At 72.1% G+C, this 16,638-nt stretch carries 11 protein-coding genes; 4 read left to right on the top strand and 7 right to left on the bottom strand.

Going from position 1 to position 16,638, the window contains the following annotated elements; translation table 11 throughout:
- The first annotated feature begins 173 nt into the window (after nt 1–173).
- The 4 genes from NQZ70_RS39355 (at nt 174) to NQZ70_RS39370 (ending at nt 7,239) form a co-directional block, all read left to right on the top strand.
- Nucleotides 174–1,211 (top strand): YihY/virulence factor BrkB family protein, encoded by a 1,038-nt coding sequence (locus NQZ70_RS39355; RefSeq protein WP_237244453.1) that lies wholly within the window; start codon nt 174–176, stop codon nt 1,209–1,211.
- 193 nt (nt 1,212–1,404) lie between these two features.
- Nucleotides 1,405–3,387 (top strand): ATP-binding protein, encoded by a 1,983-nt coding sequence (locus tag NQZ70_RS39360; protein WP_272826480.1) that lies wholly within the window; start codon nt 1,405–1,407, stop codon nt 3,385–3,387.
- Complete coding sequence (locus NQZ70_RS39365; RefSeq protein WP_129578816.1) at nt 3,384–5,624, top strand: ATP-binding protein; 2,241 nt, start codon at nt 3,384–3,386, stop codon at nt 5,622–5,624. Before NQZ70_RS39360 ends, NQZ70_RS39365 begins: the two co-directional genes overlap by 4 nt.
- 583 nt (nt 5,625–6,207) lie before the next feature.
- On the top strand, nt 6,208–7,239 hold the full coding sequence (locus NQZ70_RS39370) for an IS1 family transposase (protein ID WP_129581398.1): 1,032 nt from the start codon (nt 6,208–6,210) through the stop codon (nt 7,237–7,239).
- A 566-nt stretch (nt 7,240–7,805) separates the two neighbouring features.
- On the opposite strand, the gene NQZ70_RS39375 is transcribed toward NQZ70_RS39370, so the two are convergent.
- From NQZ70_RS39375 to NQZ70_RS39405, 7 genes are all read right to left on the bottom strand, one after another.
- Nucleotides 7,806–8,366: an RNA polymerase sigma factor gene (locus NQZ70_RS39375; RefSeq protein ID WP_129575124.1), complete on the bottom strand. Its 561-nt coding sequence runs from the start codon at nt 8,364–8,366 to the stop codon at nt 7,806–7,808.
- Entirely contained in the window at nt 8,363–8,593 is a 231-nt protein-coding gene (locus NQZ70_RS39380; protein WP_237244456.1) for a transcriptional regulator, read from the bottom strand. The genes NQZ70_RS39375 and NQZ70_RS39380 overlap by 4 nt, the downstream gene beginning before the upstream one ends.
- Before the next feature lie 431 nt (nt 8,594–9,024).
- Nucleotides 9,025–11,007 carry a tetratricopeptide repeat protein gene (locus tag NQZ70_RS39385; RefSeq protein WP_165374390.1) on the bottom strand — a complete coding sequence of 661 codons (1,983 nt, stop codon included), beginning with the start codon at nt 11,005–11,007 and terminating at the stop codon, nt 9,025–9,027.
- Between the two features lie 8 nt (nt 11,008–11,015).
- Nucleotides 11,016–12,383, bottom strand: a complete 1,368-nt coding sequence (locus tag NQZ70_RS39390; RefSeq protein ID WP_129578818.1) for a hypothetical protein — start codon at nt 12,381–12,383, stop codon at nt 11,016–11,018.
- Nucleotides 12,384–12,591: 208 nt separating this feature from the next.
- On the bottom strand, nt 12,592–14,853 hold the full coding sequence (locus NQZ70_RS39395; RefSeq protein WP_129578819.1) for a DUF3160 domain-containing protein: 2,262 nt from the start codon (nt 14,851–14,853) through the stop codon (nt 12,592–12,594).
- Nucleotides 14,854–14,953: 100 nt separating this feature from the next.
- On the bottom strand, nt 14,954–16,060 hold the full coding sequence (locus NQZ70_RS39400) for a PAS domain S-box protein (RefSeq protein ID WP_129578820.1): 1,107 nt from the start codon (nt 16,058–16,060) through the stop codon (nt 14,954–14,956).
- Entirely contained in the window at nt 16,057–16,464 is a 408-nt protein-coding gene (locus NQZ70_RS39405) for a hypothetical protein (protein ID WP_129578821.1), read from the bottom strand. Before NQZ70_RS39405 ends, NQZ70_RS39400 begins: the two co-directional genes overlap by 4 nt.
- Nucleotides 16,465–16,638 lie beyond the last annotated feature (174 nt).

The raw sequence follows: 16,638 nt of genomic DNA on the forward strand, positions 1-16,638 counted from the left end.
CCCGCCACGCGCTGCAGCGTGTGGGACTGCCCCGCACGGACGCCGACGCCCTGAGCCCTCGGCCCGCGCCTCCGGCTGCAGTGCCGGAAGTTGCCGCTGTCCCGAGATCGCCGGGCCTCTCCCGCGCGGCGGATGGTATTGCGCCCCGCACCCGGGAGAGCGACGCTGCGCCCGTGCCATCTGCGATCCGGCGACACATCGAGCGCCACCGCGCCGCGAAGGCGGTGTGGAGCGTCATCGTCAGCCTGGACCGGCACAACGGGCCGCGGGCCGCGAGCGCGATGGCCTTCGACGCGTTCCTCAGCCTGATCCCCCTCGCCGCCTTCGCCGGCTACGTGCTCAGCCGCACCAAGGAGTGGTCGGACCTCGTGGTGCAGCCGCTCCTCAAGGCCGCGCCCCCGGAGGTCGCGAACCTCGTCTCGGAGGAGCTCTTCCGGCTCTCGCAGTCGTCGGCGGTCGCCCCCATCAGCATCACCGGCTTCCTCTGGATCACGTCCTCCGGGCTCTCGACCGCCATGGGCGTGTTCGACACCATCTACAACACGCGCGAGCGCCCCTGGTACGTCCGCAGGGCGATCGCGGCGGCCTGCGTCATGGCCAGCCTGGCCGTGGTGCCCGTGGTCGCCGGCGTGGGCGTGCTGATCGGCTCGCTCTCGGGCTCGATCGGCGCCCGCATCGTCGCCTTCGCCCTCCCGGCCGGGCTCGTCACCTGCATGGTGGCCGCGTTCTTCAGGCTCTCGATCCAGCGCCCGAACATCGAGCGGCGCCGGGTCTTCCCGGGCGCGGTGCTCACCGTGGTGCTCTGGTCGGCCGTGTCGACCCTGTTCTCGCTCTACGTCGCCACGCTCGGCCGCTACGCCACGTTCTACGGGAGCCTCGCGACCGTCGCGATCTTCCTGTTCTGGCTGTGGCTCCTGGCGCTGGCGCTGCTCATCGGCGGCGAGCTGAACGCGCGCCTGGAGCGCGAGCGCGCCGGGGTGATGTCGATCCCGCCCCCCGGCAAGTGGAGCGCGCTGGGGCTCTCGGAGCTGGCCCAGCTCACCGACCCCGCCCAGAGCCCCACGCCGCTGCCCCAGAGCGCGACGCCGCTGCCCCAGAGCGCGACGCTGCCCCAGAGCGCGGCGCAGCGCCGCGACGCTCAGGGCGAGGCGGACGAGGGCGAAGAGCGCGGCGCCCCGAGCTCGCCGCCGCAGCGGCGGGCCGCGGGGTAGCGGGCCCGCCGCCCCCGGCGGCCGCGCGCTGAAGGACGGACGGTCGCCGCCCGACGGCTCGGCTCGGCACGGGCGGTGAAAGCTCCGCCGATCGTTCGCCGCTCGGCGCTCACTCGGCGCGCATTCGCACGGTGGGTGCGCGCACTTCGCGCAGGGGGATGTCGAGGGCGGGCGTGAGGGGGAGCAGTCGAGCGTGCACGCGCACTACGGAGCCGGGGGTGACGGGGGCGGCAGCCGGCGCGCCGCGCCTCCGAAGGGAGATGCCGGGCTGTACTTTCTGGGCGCGCTGCACGAGCTCGTCGCCATCGGCCTGCACCGCCCGGCCCTCGACGCGCTCTGCGCCGGGCAGCGCGACATCGCCGAGCCCCCCATCGACCGCGCCTACCTGATCAAGATCCTCGACGAGGAGATCTCCCGCCAGTTCGGGCACCCGCTCCGGCCGCTGATCGAGCTCGTGCTCAACGCCGCCGACGCGGCCCGCGCGCCGCAGCCGCTCGTCGACGTCGCCGTCATCGACGGGCGCGTCGACGTCAGCGACACCGGCGCCGGCATGGGGCTCCGGGCAATCCTCTCACGGCTGCTCATCCCGTTCGCGACAGACAAGCGGCCCGGCATCGATCTCGGCCGGTTCGGGGTCGGGTTCTTCTCGGTGCTCGGCCTCGGGCTCTCGGACCCGGAGAGCTTCAGCCTGCACCTCACCACCGGCGACGGCATCGAGGGGTGGGCGATCCGCGTCGTGGCCTGGCCCAGCCTGGGCGACGCGGGCGGCGCGCCCGAGCTCGCCCCCGACGAGCCCGAGCGCGCCCGCGGCCGCGCGTCGCCCGAGCTCACCGCCGCGCTGATGTGCTCGGTCCGCCGCATCGCGCCGCTGCTCGGCACGCGCGTGCGGGTCACGTCGTCGCTGCTCGAGGCGGGCGCGGTCCGCGCTTACCTGCGCGACGCGCTCCACTTCTTCCCCGCGGGCCGCGCCCTCGTGCTGCTCGACGGCGCGGCCGTGAACGACGGCCGGCTGATCTCGGGCGGGCGGCTCGTCGAGGAGCGCATCGCGGCCGCGCCGGCCGCCGGCGCGGACGACCCCCCCGCGGCGAGCGGCACGCGCCCCGCCGCCGCGAGCGGCTCGCCCCCCGCCGCCGCGAGCGGCCCGCGCCCCGCCGCCGCGAGCGGCTCGCCCGCCGAGGAGGCGCGCGCCCGCCTCGCGGAGGGGCGCGACGGCGCGCTCGTCGCGCGCTTCCACGTCGGCGGGCGGGGGCTGCTCCCGAGCATCTCGGCGGCCACCTTCCACGCCGGGGTCAAGGTCGAGGCGTGCCTCGCCCTGGCCGAGCTCGCGCTCATCGACTTCCCGGCCGCCGTGGAGCTGACCGAGGGGCGCGACGCGCTCAAGGTCGGGCCGGCGTTCACCGCGGCCGCGACGGCGTTCTACCGGCGGCTCATCCAGATCGCCGCGGAGAGCGGCGAGGGCCGGCGCGCGCGCGACCGGCTCGCCGAGATGGCCGCGCAGATCAGCGCGCTGATGCTGCAGTCCGCGGGCTGGGACGAGGTGGCCCTCGAGCTCGCGGGCGCCCTGCTCGGCCCGGGGCGCTGCATGGTGAACCCCGAGCGGCGCGAGGCGCTGCTCGGGTTCCTCGGGCCGAGCGTGGCCGATCGGCTCTTCGTGCCCGAGAGCTTCTGGGCCGAGCGCGAGTGGCAGCCCCACCTGCCCGGCGAGCGCGAGCTCCTCGAGGACGAGCTCGAGTTCGACCCGCCGGAGACGCTCGCGGCCCTGACGCGGCGCCGCGGCGATCTCGCCGGGCTGCCGCTGCTCGTCGCGCGCGCGGTGAGCCCGCACACGACCATGGTCACCCTCTGCCGGGGCCGGCCCCAGGCGGGCGGCGGCGCGAGCGCGGCGGCGCGCCGGGCGCCGGGCGCGCTCCCGTCCCCGGGCGCGCCGCCGCGGCGCCCGGCGGGCCCGCTGCCGTGCCTCGGCACGCGCCGGCTCCTGCTCATCCGCGACGACAGCGCGGCGGTGCGGTGGCCCGCGGGCTGGTGCGACCGGTACGCGCTGCGGGCCGCCTTCGACCGGGCCTCCGGGGTGCGCGAGGCCGATCTCGAGCGCGATCTCATCGTCGGCGAACCCGTGGACGGGGCGGCCTGCGCCGCGCTCCGGCCCGGCGAAAGGACGTCCGGAGGCGATCCATGACCCAGATCTCGTACGGGCTTTTCTCGGAGCTGCTCCTCGTGCGGATCCACGGGCGCGCCGAGGCCTACCTCCAGGCGACCAGCGCGGAGCGCCTCGCGATCGTCGCCGCCTGCCGCAGCGAGGCCACGGTGCCCGACCTCGCGCAGCGCATCCTCTCGCGCACCATCTACGCGCAGGCGTCGTCGCGGATCGGCCCGCTCCGCGAGCTGCTCCAGAACGCGCTCGACGCCTCGCCCCCCGGCGCCCGCATCGACGTCCGCTCGACCGAGGACGGGCGCGAGATCTCGGTGGCCGACCAGGGCCGCGGCATGAGCCGGACCGAGCTCCTCGCCGACCTGCTCGTCCCCTTCCGGAGCGGCAAGGCGGGCGAGCCCGACGCGATCGGCGAGCACGGGATCGGCTTCTTCTCGGCGCTGGAGATCGCGCCCTGGATCGAGGTGGTCACGGCGACGCCCTCGGGCGGGCACCGGCTGCTCGTCGCGCCGCTCGGCGCGGGGCCGCCCTACGAGGACTTCTCGTGGACGCTCCTGTCCCTGCCCCGCTCCTCGGCCGCGCCGCCGCCCGGCCTCCCGGGCGCCGCCGCGCCGCCGCGCCGGTCGACGACGGGCACCTCGGTGCGGCTCTCGCTCGCGCAGCCGATCTCGCGGCCGGCGCTCGCCGCCGAGGTGGCCGCGGCGGTGGGGCTGGTCGACCCGGCCGTCGCGCGGCTCTACGTCGACGGCGCGCTCGTCAACACGGCGCGGGCGCGCCTCCGCCGCGCCGCCGAGGTGCCGCTCCGGCTGCCGCCGTCGGGCGAGCTCTGCGGCGCGCTCGAGCTCCTCGTGGGCCGGGGCGACGGCGTCGAGCCGCAGCTCACGATCACCCAGAAGGGGCTCACGGTGGCGGCGCGGATCGACCCCTTCCCCGGCCCCGAGCTCGGGCTGCACCGGGAGCTCGCGCGCGCGATCACGGCGGCCGGCTTCGGGCTGGTCGCGGAGCTGCCGCTCGCGGTGCCGCTCAACAAGGGCCGCTCGGCGGTCGCGGCGAGCGCGTCCACGGCCGTCGAGGCGGCGCTCGTCGCCGCGTTCGAGCGCTTCGTCCTGCGCGACGCCCTGTACGACCGCGAGCTCTTGCGCGCGGTGGATCACCGGCTCTCGTCGGTGCTCGACCGGCTCGTGCAGGCGGCGCTGCTCGGCGAGAGCGTCACGATCGCGTCCGCCCAGACGGTGGACGAGCTCGATCCGGGCGCGCGCACCCCCACGGTGGCGGCGCCCGAGCAGGTCATCCGCTTCGCGAGCGGGCTGCTCGACGCGCCGCTCTTCCGGTCGATCGTGGTCGACGCCGGCCCGCGGCCCCCGGAGACGGCGCTGTCCTCGCTCCTCGGCCAGCTCCACGCCCGGAGCGCGCCGCTCACGCTGCGCGAGCTGCTCAAGGCGCACCGGGACGGCGTGCTCCGCCCGCTCGATTCCTCGCCGCCCTCCCCGCCGGGGCACGCGCGGAGCGCCGTCCGCGCGCCGCTCGGCGGCGCCGCGGCGCCCGAGGCCGCCGGGCGGGAGGCGCCCGGCGCGCGGCCGGGGGAGCTCGTGTACCTCGCGATCGACGAGCCGCTCGCGCAGGCGTTCTGGCGGCGGCTCGCGACCGAGGGCGCGGCCCCGCCGCCGCTCGCCGAGGCCGCCGCGGCGGCGCCGCAGCGCGCGGCGAGCGCCGCGCCGTGCCCCATGCCCCGCACCTCGCGCGACGCGCTCCTCTCGATCGCGGCCGAGGTGCCGGGCGTCCGCGCCGTGGCCGCGGCCATGACGGTCATCGAGCGGCTCGACGCGGCGATCTCCGAGGCGGCGGACCTGCCGACGTCGCCGATCTGGGTGCACCAGGATCTCTACGGTCCCGATGAGATGGCGCACACCGACGGGAGCGGGATCAGCGTGAACCTCGCCTCGTCGCGGGTGCGGACGCTGCTCACGGCGGTGCTCCTGCGGGACGACGCGGCCGCGTTCACCGCGCTCACCGATCTCCTGCTGCACGAGAAGACGCACGTCTCGCTGGCGAGCTACGTCCCGCGCCCCACGGCCGAGCACGGCACGAGCTTCTACCGCCGCAAGGACTGGATGCGCCGCCGCCTGCTCGCCGCGATCGCGAGCGGCGCGGTCGCCGACCCGATGCGCTGGCTCGCGGTGGCGCGGCGCGGGCTCGCGAGCGCGGCGCTCCCGTCGCCGACGGAGCTGTCGCGGGCGTTCCAGTCGGCCGCGGCGGCGGCGTGAGGCGCGCGCGGGCGCGCCGGGAGCGGCGCGCGCGGGGGGATGCGTTCAGCGCGACTTGGGGGCTGTCCGGAGGCCCAGGGGTGAATTGAAATTCAGACCGGGGCTGCCCGGAGGCCCCGGGGTGAATTGAAATTCAAACCGGCGGCTGTCCGGAGGTGGTGGTCAAAATTGACCAACCGAGCCCGCACCGCCTTGACGAGCGACGCCCCCCGAAGCGCAGCGTCCTCTCCCGCGCACCGTCCGCCCCCTTCTCCAGGATGAGCCGCACGCGCGCAGCGACCCCACCACGGGGCTGGCGCTGTCCGTCAGCGCTCGCGACTGACCGCGCAGAAGAGCCGCTAAACAGGCTGTAATCGCGCAAGATGGATATGACAGTCCACATCATAGCTACACGAAAACTCCGGGAAACATAGGCTTTCTGTGCTACATTGCAGGGTACTTAGCAAAGCGCCCTGCCCCCGGCTGGTCCCCGGAGACAGGGCTGCGGAACGCCGAGCGGTTGGGCCGCCCTGCGCACGACGCACGTGCAGCATGGGCCCCCGCTTGGGGAGAGGCAAGGCCCTGCATGGCACACGTGCTGCCGATGACGAAGCGCGTCGAGGTCGTGGCTCATCTTGTTGAGGGAGCGGGCATCCGCCCCACGTCACGGCTCACGGAGGTGTGCAAGCCGGCGATCTTGGCGCTGCTGCTTCGCGTCGGCGAGGGCTGCGAGCGGCTGCACAACCGGCTGGTGCGCGACGTCGACTGCCGCGCGGTGCAGGTCGACGAGATCTGGAGCTACGTGCAGAAGAAGCAGGCGCGCGTGCAGCCAGGCGACTCGCCCGAGGTCGGTGAGGCATACGTCTTCGTCGGCATGGCGAGCGCGTCGAAGCTCGTGATCTCGTACCGCGTGGGCAAGCGCGACGAGGAGAACACGCGCGCCTTCATCGCGGATCTGCGCGCCCGGCTGGTGACCGTCCCGCAGCTCTACAGCGACGGCTGGCAGCCCTACATCGCCGCGGTCGGCGACTCGTTCGCGGGCTCGGTCGACTACGCCCAGGTCGTCAAGAACTACAGCCGGAAGGCCAGGCGCGACGACGATCACAGGTACGAGCCGCCGCGCGACCCGTTCATCACGCGCACGCCCGTCTACGGCGTGCCCGACGTGAAGCGCGCCAGCACGAGCCACGTCGAGCGGCAGAACCTCACGATCCGCATGCACATCCGCCGCTTCACCCGGCTCTGCAACGGCTTCAGCAAGCGCCTGCCGCACCACAAGGCGGCTGTCGCGCTGCACATGGCGTTCTACAACTTCTGCCGCCCGCACGAAGCCCTGCGCGTCACGCCCGCCATGGAGGCCGGACTGACTGATCACGTGTGGAGCATCGAGGAGCTCGTCGCCCTGGCGCTCTCCGAGGCACCCGCGGAGCCGCCGAAGCCGAAGGCGCTCAAGCTGCCTGAGCCGCCCGCGGGAGCGCCTACGGCGCCCGCCAGGGCCCTGCCGAACGGCCGGGGCTTCCTCCGGTTGGTTGGGTCCGCTCCGGCTGCGCCTGTGGCGCCCACAGAGCCGGAGCCGCCGCCCGCCCCGAAGCCGAGGCGGGGGCAGCTCTCGTTGTTCGGTGACCTGGACGACTAGCTACGCCGATAGCGGCGCGGTCGCTCTACGCGACGCAGGCTCGGATCGAGGGGCGGAGGGAAGCCCGGACCGAAGATGGGCAGAACGAGCTGCCTCATCGACCGGTGCAGCTTCACGCGCGGCGGTTCGTCCGAAGTGTCGAACGAGAGCTTGAAGAGAAGAAGATGACCAGTTGAAGTCTGCGAATGGACAGACTTCATGTGACGTCGAGGGGCCATGATTGCTCCGCTGGCAAAAAGCGGATCAAGCCCCTTGACGTCTGCACCTAGCTTAGTCTAGATACAGATTCGGATGCGGTGGGGCCTAATCCACCGTGACGACGCTTCGGTGTCGGGACGGAGCCAGCGGTCGCTACCCGCTGGCTTTTGTCTTTTCCGCTACCTGGGCGACGTCAGTTGCCGGATGCACCCTACACACGCGTCGCTCCGACCGTCAAGCGATCGCGACACGCCCGGCGCTGCCTGGGGCATCATGCCCTATCTAGTTTTGAGCAGCAATGCTCACTTGTTAGTTTCTGCTAACAGCTACATTGTGCTGTAGTTTCGAGTATATAGCGCCTGGCTTGCTCATCGGCGCCACCGCCGAAGCTTCAGCGCCAGCGCTTCGCGGGCGATCCTGAGCCGGCTCGCCGCTGTGCCGGGGTGCATGCCGCGGGACCGCGCGTACGCGACGAGCGACTCCGGAAGGTCCACGGCGAGCAGGATCTCCCGCTGCCAGTCCGGCAGGTGCGCGAGCGCCTCCAGCGTTTCGCGCGCCTGGAGCTGTGCCTCAAGGCTCGGGCCGGTGTGTTCGCGCAGCAGGCCGAGCGGCTCCGCGTGCAAGACGGCGCGGCGCGTCCACGCGCTGTCGAAGTAGTGCGCGGCCTGCCGCCAGGCGATGCCGTGCAGCCACTTCCGGAGCGCGTCGCGCGGCTTGTCCCTCGGGTCGGGCCGGTACTTGCCTCGCTTCACGGAGCGCCACGCGCCGAGGAGCACCTGCTGCTCGACGTCGGCGCGGTCGCGCTTCGGGATGCCCGCGAGCGTGGCGAGCACGATCCCGCGTTCGGCCAGGATCGCCTCCATCGTCGGCTTCTTCCGGGGATGTCGTGCGGCAGGCGGGCGGCGAGCTCCCTTCCGCCGCTTCGTCACCCGGCCCTCCCGCATGTCGGGCACCTGCCGGCGACGACGGGCCGGCCGAGGATCTGGTCGAGGCTCACCCCCGCGGCCTTCGCGGCGCGCAGGGCCATCGCGTGCGACCCGCCGTTGCCGCTGGCGAGCTGCTGGAGCGTTCCGGCGCTGACGCCCATCACCTCGGCGAGGCATGCCCAGGTGCCGTAGAGCGAACGCAGGGAGCGGACCGCGGCGCGGAGCCGCATGCGCTCCGCCTCAGTCAGGCGGAGCGCGGGGGAACGGGGACGGCGGCGGCGCGCGGGCGCACCTTCGCCTTGCCCACCATCGGATGGGATCAGGTACAACTGCATCGTCGGACCTCGCGTGATCGGGGTTCGGCCACGCAGCCCGGGGTGCTCGTAACACCCGCGGGCTGCACTTCCTGGCGGCCGACCCTACGCGGCGAGATCCCTAGTCGCCACGGTCATCGGGCAATGTTGACCACTGCGGGTCAAAACTGACCATTACCTGTCCGGAGGCCCCGGGGTGAATTGAAATTCAAACCGACGGCTGTCCGGAGCCTCCGGGGTGAATTGAAATTGAAACCGACGGCTGTCCGGAACCTCCGGGGTGAATGGAAATTTCGACCCGCCCCTCTGTGCAGGCCCTGGTGTGAGGGTTCACAGCGGACCGAGCTTCAGCCTTCGAGCCCGAGGATGCGCAAGAGATGGTGCTCCGTTTCCCCCCGGACCGGATCCTGCTCCTCAAACTCGGCGCGGAGCGCGTCGAGGGCCTGCTGTGCCGTCTCGCGCGCGTCCGGCCGGCCGAGCGCCGCGCGGCTCTCGGCGAGCCGACAGAGCGCCAGCACCCCATCGCACGAAGCGCTGCTGCCGTGAAGGCGCGCAATCTCCAGGGCCTTCGTGGCGAGCAGCTCGGCCTCCGCGTGACGCCCCTGCTCGGCGAGCATGCCCGCAAGCCCCGTCAGCATCTGGACGATGGAGTGCGGGTTCACGTATGCCTCGAGCGCGAGCGCTTGACGTAGCTGGTCCTCGGCCTCGGCGAATCGCCCTTGCACGGCGAGGGCTTCCGCCAAAACCTGGTGCGCGACGAATTGCTTCCACAACGCTTTCTCGGGCGCGTGAGTGCGCATTCTTTCTCGAAGGCGTCGCTCGACCATCACAGCATCGAGCTCCGCGAGCTGCAACAAACATTCGAGCTGTTCCGACGTCATCGACTGTCGATTACCCCAGTCGATGAGGCGCTCGAACAGGCGCTCGCCTTCGCCCGCTCGGCCGGCTGCCAGCGCAGCTCGGGCAACTCGGAAGACAACCCTGTCGTAATACTCGTCGTTGCCTCCAATGAGCGTGTCGTCCTCCCGGATCTCCTCCACGGCGCGGAGAGCGGCGTCCACGTCGCGGTCGGCGAGGGCGTGTTGCGCCGCCAGGATGCACTCTAAGAAGGTGCGCCGGATCACGCCCCCCGTCGAGCCGGAGCCCCGCGTCGACCAGCACGCCGCGACGTCGTGCGCCTGGACGCGTCGGGCCGCTGCGATCATCGCATCCCACGCCTCCGCAGACACCGATCCAGCGCGCAGCAGCGGTTCGACGTCTGACTCCCCCACAGCCCGGGTGGCGCTCGCGCGCTCGCCGAGCCGCGCGAGCGTCTCGGCCCGCTCGCTCGCATGGCGCTTGCGCGCTACTCGGTCCATCTCGAACGCGCGCCGCACAGGGGGCATGGCCTCGAATCGCTCCTGGAGGACGAGCGACGAGGCTTGTCCCGAGGCGAGCCGCGCGACCGCCGCGCCAGGGTCGCTGCTCTCGCGCGCCGCCTCCTCCACGGATGCGCTGCTCACGCCGGCATTGAGCAGCGCGACCGCGAGCCGGATCGCCTCCGGCTCGAGGTCGAGGAGCGCGGCGAGCCGCCCCGGGGCCTGCGCGCCCGCGGCGCTGAGGACCTCCCTCGCGTAGTGGAGATTCATCAGCTGCCCGTGGACGAGCCAGTAGTCCTTCACGGGAGAGCGCAGCTCGTCATGGACGATCCGCGGCGCGTCCAGCACCACGCGCCCTCGCCGGCCCGCCTCGGCCATGGCCCACCGCACCCGATAGAGGTCTCGCTCGCTGTAGATCTCCGACCACGCGATCCAGCCGCGCCCCGCGCTCCTCGCGGCCTCGATCAGGGCGTCGTAGGGGAGATCGGCGCGCACGCGGACGAGCGGACGACCAGGGAACGCCGCCTCGAACGACGCGTCGAGCTCCGGACCGCGCCAGCGCACGCCGGGCGCCCGGGCGCACAGCGCCGCCCGCAGGCCGAGGATCGCCTGCCGGGGAACGCCGCCGGGACACTCGAACCTCCGCGACGTCCAGTCGAGGAAGTCGGGCGCTTCCTTCGCCAGGGTCGCGGTCACCTCCGCCGTGCTCCACAGCACGACCTTGAGCCCGCGCTCGCGGAAGATCGGGCGCGCGTAGTTGAGCCAGAGCGCGTCCACCGCCCGCGCGGCGAGCACGATGAGCGCCCCGCGAGGCACGTCCTCGACGCGCGGCGCCTCGGTGAGGACATCCAGCTCCGGGTGCCCCACGGCGAGGCCGCGGACGAGCTCGCCGAGCCTGGCGTTCGCCGCATGGTCGACGAGCACGATGAGGCCCCGATCGATCCCGCGGAAGGCCCGCGCGATCCGCTCCACCCAAGGCGCTACAGGCGGACCTTGCTGATCATGAGCAGCGGGTGCGGGTAGAACCATTCCGACTCGTTGGGGTACGGCAGCAGCCGAGCGTACGTCAGGAGCTCCCGCGCCGTCTGGTTGTCGGGGAGCTCGTGCTTCGGATCGCGAGCGACGGACTCGAGCAGCGCGACGTGGCCCTTGTCGACACCTCCTTCGATCAGCTGGCGCGCCTCCTTGATCACCTCCTCCACCATCGCCTCCGTGGCCACGGGCGCCGCGTCGTCGTACCCGTAGTCGGCGAGCATTCGAATGGTCCTCACGAAGTCGCGCGCGCGGCCGCCCGAGTAGTAGGCGAGCCGGTCCAGGAGCGGCTGCGGGACGAGGTGCTCCGCGCCCAGCCCGTGGACCCGGCGCTGGAACAGGTCGCGGAAGAAGGCCACGCCGGGGCCCGGTCGCGTCGGATCGGCGTGGTCGAGCACCGGGACGTTGTGGAGGATACGGGGCTTGAACCGCCGCACCTCGCTCGTGGCCAGGTGGTTTCTGAGCGCGAACGGAGCGCAGACGACGAGCGGAGCCTGCAGGCGGGCGAGCATCTGGGAATGCAGGAACAGCGCCTCGGCCCGCTCGAAGCTGACGATACGGTCGAGCCCGTCGATGACGAAGAGCACCGGACGACTCCACTGCCGGAAGTCGCCCAGCAGCACGTTCACCCGATCGACGAGGCTCTGCATCAGCGGATCCTGGTCCTCGATCCGCCTCGTGTCCTTCTTCGCCATCGGCAGCGACCACTTGCCCGCGCTCGCGAGCTCGGCGAGCGCCTTGACCACCGCCACCGCTGCCCCCGCCTCGGGCGCGAGGGCCGACGCCGCCGTCGACGCGAAGAGCACCATGGACTTCGCGGCGGCGAACACATCGATGCTCGGAGGCGCTGCGCCAGGCGGCAGCGCCGCGCCGGCGAGCGCCGACCAGGCGTCAGCGAGCCCTTGAACGCTGTCCGGACTCCATCGATACCCTTGATCCTGCGCCGCCCGGATCAGCGCGACGCCACAGAGAAAGCACACCTCCCAGGAGCTGATGTGCTGCAGCGCCTCGGTGGATCCGAAGGCGTTCTGGAAGTGGCGGACCAGATCGACGAACACCACGAGCTCGGCGCCCGCCCGGGCCCGCTCCTCGGCGATCCTCCACAGCTCGGTGCTCTTGCCCGTGCCGATCGTTCCGGACAGGAGGAACATCGGCGCGGTCCGCGGCGCGGCGGGGCGGTCCAGCTCCCGGAGGATCTTCCCGGCAGGGCTGTCCGTCCGGTCCGCACGCCACTCGTCCGGGATCTGCCACTCTTCCACGTCGAAGCGCGTGCGTAGCTCGTTCCAGACGTCCCGCACCGACGTGCCCCTCACCATGCACCGACGCTACCACACGGCTTGAGCCCTGCCCGCCGGAGAGCGCCGCGCCCTCGCCCGCTGCGCCGTCGTCGCGACGGCTCGGCGGGCTGCACGCCAGACCGTGATCGCGCTGTCGCACCGGCGCCCCGGCCGGCACACGACGGCACACGTTCCCGGGGAGGCCAGCTCGCGCCGGCGTGGCCCCGGGACCGCGCTGACCGCGCTGTCAGCGGGAGACGAGGTCCTTCATCCAGGCGACGTCGTCGGGCGTCGCCCCCACGATCTCGCCGGCCCACCGCTGGTCGGTCATGCGCTCGAAGTTCCCGGTGATCCTCTCGAAGTACGACGACACGAGCCCCACGTACGCGCGCGGCGTGCCGCACGGGTCGGCGGTGACGACCATGAGCCGCGGCAGGCCGGTGCCCACGTGCAGCACGCGGCCGACCGTCGCCCCGACTTCGTCGGTCGGCTGGGTGTGCACGTCGGCGATCGTCGGGTCCTGCTTCGTGCCGAGGAGGGGATGATAGAAGAGATCGGCATACCAGCCCTCGACGCCCTCGGGCGAGCCGCAGCCGTACTGGATCCGGACGGCCTGGTTGATGAAGGCGAGGTGCTCCTCGGTGAGGGGCAGCCCGGCGCGCTGGTTCTCGGCCATCTCGCCGAGCGTCGTCGCGACGCCGTGCAGCCGCGCGAAGTACGCCGGCAACTCCTCCCCGGTGCCGGGAAGGGCGGACAGATCGAGCGACTCGACGATCCTGCCGCCGTGCTCGGCCAGCTCGGCGATGCGCGCGTAGAACGCCGGGTACGGGTCGACGTAGGCGTCCGGGAACTCGCACGTGGTGCCGCCCGTGTACGACTGCTTCGCGTAGAGGATCGTGTCGTGCCGGAGCTCGGCCCAGGAGGCGAGCTGCGTGTTCAACAGGCGCCGGCCCCACGCCTCCGTCTTCGCCACCCCGGGCAGCCCCTCGCCGCCTTCGAGCGCCCGCGACGGCGACAGCTCGCGCAGCGCGCCGAGCCAGCGGTTGTAGAGGTTCTTGCCCCAGAAATCGGCCGGGTGCGCGTCGACGAGCACGCGCATCATGTGCAGGTCGGGCGCGTAGGAGAACTGGCCTAGCTCGGGCGCGAGCAGGAGGCCCGCCTGGTCGTTGCCGAGCGCGGCGAAGCCCACGTCGAGCGGGCTCGGCATCATGCGCTTGACGGTGCCGCCCTGCACCCGGTCGTAGACCACGTTCGAGAAGACGTGCGAGTCGACGACGTACCGCTGGCCGAGCATCGCGAAGCTCGCCGACAGGGGCAGCGTGCCCTTGTCGAGGCCGTTGATCATGATATGGCTCGAGATCCGCTGCGTCCCGTAGCCCTTCTTCTGGACGACCGCGACGATCGTGTCGTCCGGGACGCCGGCGAGGCCGGCGGCGTCGTCGAGTCCGAGATCCGCGAGCAGGGCGTCGAGCTCGGGGAGCGTCATATAGTCGCTCTCGCCCACGAAGGCCTGGATCGTGTCGTCGATGCGCGTGTAACGGTCGAGGGTCTTCTCCTCGGCCAGGGCGCGCAGCGCGTACGCGCCCTCGAGCTGCCGCCGTTGGAAGACCTGCGCGCCGCTCTCCTGGGTCTCGAGGAAGCGGAAGTCCACGCGGCCGAGCCACATCATGCTGCGGAAGTAACGCTGGAGCTCGGGCGAGTCGTTGTAGTGGCCGCGCGGCTCGAACTGGGAGAAGTCCATGAGCCGGTCGGCGCCGAAGAGGCTCACCGCCCCCATGCCCTGGTGGGCCTTGGCGCCCGCCACGAGCTCGTCGATCTTCGCGGCGTCGGCGCCCGCGACGGGCGCGACCGGCGCGCCGGTCAAGAGCGCGAGCGCCACGGCCGTGTAGAGGTCCGCGTCGGCGCGCGCCTCGGCGCCGAGGTCGCCGCCCGCGCCCGCGGCGAGCCGCGCGCGCATCTCCTCGAGCATCTTCCCGAGCTCGGAGGAGAGCGAGGCGCCCTCCAGGAACTTCAGGATCGCGTCGTAGGAGCGGTGGACCGCGAACAGGATGGAGTCGGCCGACACGTAGAGCGGCAGGTCGAGCGCGTAGATGCTCTCGTAGCCGTACACGAAGGTCGGGAAGGTCCTCTTCTCCGAGATGACGAAGCCGTTCGCGGACAGCTTCGCGAGCTCGTCGTCGTCGAGCCGGAACGTGGAGCCCTGGATCAGCGACAGGTTGTCGGCGTCCGCGGGCGCGTACGAGAGGCCCGACGCGAAGTCGACGCGGTACTTCGAGGCGAAGTCCGCGGCGGTCATGCGCGCCGACGACTCCCGCTCCTCGAGCAGCGCGCCGAGCTCCGCCTGCTGCTCGGGCCCGAGCGGCGCTGACGGTGAGGTCGGCGATGGCGAAGGCGGCTGCTCCGACGGCGCACCACCGGCGTCGGACGGCGGCAGGCCATCGCTGGAGCAGCCGCCGGCAAGGGCCAGGAGGAGCGGGACGATGGAAAAGTGAAGGGACGTCCTGGGCATCGTGTTCCCCTTTCGGAGCGCGCCTCTCCGGAGGCGCGGCGAGCCCGACGCGGGCAAGGACGATGCCGGGCTCGCCGGCGCGGCATCGTGGTCTGTCAGGTCAAGCCGGCTTCGGCTTCTGGAGCTGCTTCATGGCGTATCCGATGCCGGTCTGCAGCGAGCCGAACGTGTAAATGCCGCCGAGCTTGAACTCGAGCTCCATGAGCGCCACCGCGACCTCCGGCCGGATGCCGGTCAGCACCACCTGGGCGCCGAGGAGCTTCACCGCCTTCACGGCGTTGACGATGCCCTGCACCGCCCGCGCGTCGATCTTCCGCACGCCGGTGATATCGATGATGACGATCCGCGCCTCGCGCGCCACGACGCCGTTGAGCAGCGTCTCCATGATCTGGGTCGAGCGGCGATCGTCCACGGAGCCGATCACCGGCATGGCCAGGATCTGATCCGCGATCGGCATGAGCGGCGTCGAGAGCTCCTCGAGCAGGAGCGCCTGGGTCTGCACGACCTGCTCGAGGCGCTGGCGCTCCTCCTCCTCGAGGCGCTTGCGCTCGGTGAGATCGCGCGCGACGCAGACGAGCCCCTGGCTCTCCCCGAGGCCGCCGGAGATGACGGAGGTCGAGAGGGAGATAGGGACGATCTCCCCCGTCTTCCTCTGGAACGCCGTCTCCTCCAAGAGGATGCTGCTCTCGCCGTCGCCCATGACGCAGGGGAACGCGCCCGGAAAGATGCGGCTGGCGGGCGCGCCGACGAGCTCCTCGGCGGAGTAGGCCGACAGGCGGCACGCGGCGGCGTTCACGCTGGTGATGAAGCCCTCCTTGTCCACGACGACGAGCAGATCGCTCATCGACTGGAGGATGTTGTCGACGTACTCCTTGGACACCACCCTGGAGGCGAGCTCCTCGGCCACCATGTTCAGGCCGAGCGCGAGCGCGTCCCAGGCGTCGCCCTGGTCGCTGACCTCCGCCCGCCTCGAGAAGTCGAACGACACGATGGAGTTGAGCATCACCATGATGTCGTTGAGCCGGCGCTCCAGCCGCTCCTCCCTCGCTCGCCGCTCGAGCATCTCCTGCACCAGCGCCTCGGCGGCGCGCTTCGCCAGGTCGAAGCTGGCCTCGCCCGGGGCCTCGCCCAGCGCTGGATTCGCCCCGAGGAGGATCGAGCAAAGCTCGGCAACGCGAGAGTCGGTCGACGGCTCTCCTTCGCTCACGAGCGGAACCCTTTCAACCACTCGACCGCGGCCGTCTCGTCGGAGAAGATCTTGTACGGTTTGGCGCGCCTGCCGTGAATCGCGCTGAAGACCGCCAGCCAGATGTTCGCGATGGTCGTGCTCAAGGGCGAGTCGGCCAGCATCGCCACAGCAGGCCAGCTCGCCGTCGCCTCGGGGCTCCCGTAGTAGGACCGGGCGTCACGCTCGATCACCTTCACGTGGGTGAGATCGACGAGCACCGGCCAGCGCCCGCCGCTGGTGGTCGAGTTGATACCGGCGATGACCTCGCGGGCGATCTGGAGCGTCTGTAGGGTTCCTGGCGCGAACTCGACCCGCACAATCCCGTTCGCATCGTCAAGCCAGACTCGTCCCGACGAGAAGGTTACCGCCGTGCTGTTCTCCATCCCTGTCCTCCTCACGCCGGCTGACCGCTCGAACGAGACCACCCAGCCGTGGCACCAGAGCGGCGGCTCCGCCCAGGTTGCCCCCCTGATCTCCTATCGTAATTCGTTCGGGGCGTGTAGCGTTTCATTGCAGACACACCGGGAACGGCGGCGCAGCTGCACACCCGAGCAGAT

The organism is Sorangium sp. So ce836 (assembly GCF_028553905.1).
Taxonomy (GTDB): domain Bacteria; phylum Myxococcota_A; class Polyangia; order Polyangiales; family Polyangiaceae; genus Sorangium; species Sorangium cellulosum_D.

Excerpts from the sequence above, each read along its gene's own strand:
- NQZ70_RS39405 (WP_129578821.1), bottom strand. The coding sequence starts at position 16,464 with ATGGAGAACAGCACGGCGGTAACCTTCTCGTCGGGACGAGTCTGGCTT.
- NQZ70_RS39390 (WP_129578818.1), bottom strand. The coding sequence starts at position 12,383 with ATGGTGAGGGGCACGTCGGTGCGGGACGTCTGGAACGAGCTACGCACG.
- NQZ70_RS39365 (WP_129578816.1), top strand. The coding sequence starts at position 3,384 with ATGACCCAGATCTCGTACGGGCTTTTCTCGGAGCTGCTCCTCGTGCGG.
- NQZ70_RS39370 (WP_129581398.1), top strand. The coding sequence starts at position 6,208 with ATGACGAAGCGCGTCGAGGTCGTGGCTCATCTTGTTGAGGGAGCGGGC.
- NQZ70_RS39395 (WP_129578819.1), bottom strand. The coding sequence starts at position 14,853 with ATGCCCAGGACGTCCCTTCACTTTTCCATCGTCCCGCTCCTCCTGGCC.
- NQZ70_RS39380 (WP_237244456.1), bottom strand. The coding sequence starts at position 8,593 with ATGCGGCTCCGCGCCGCGGTCCGCTCCCTGCGTTCGCTCTACGGCACC.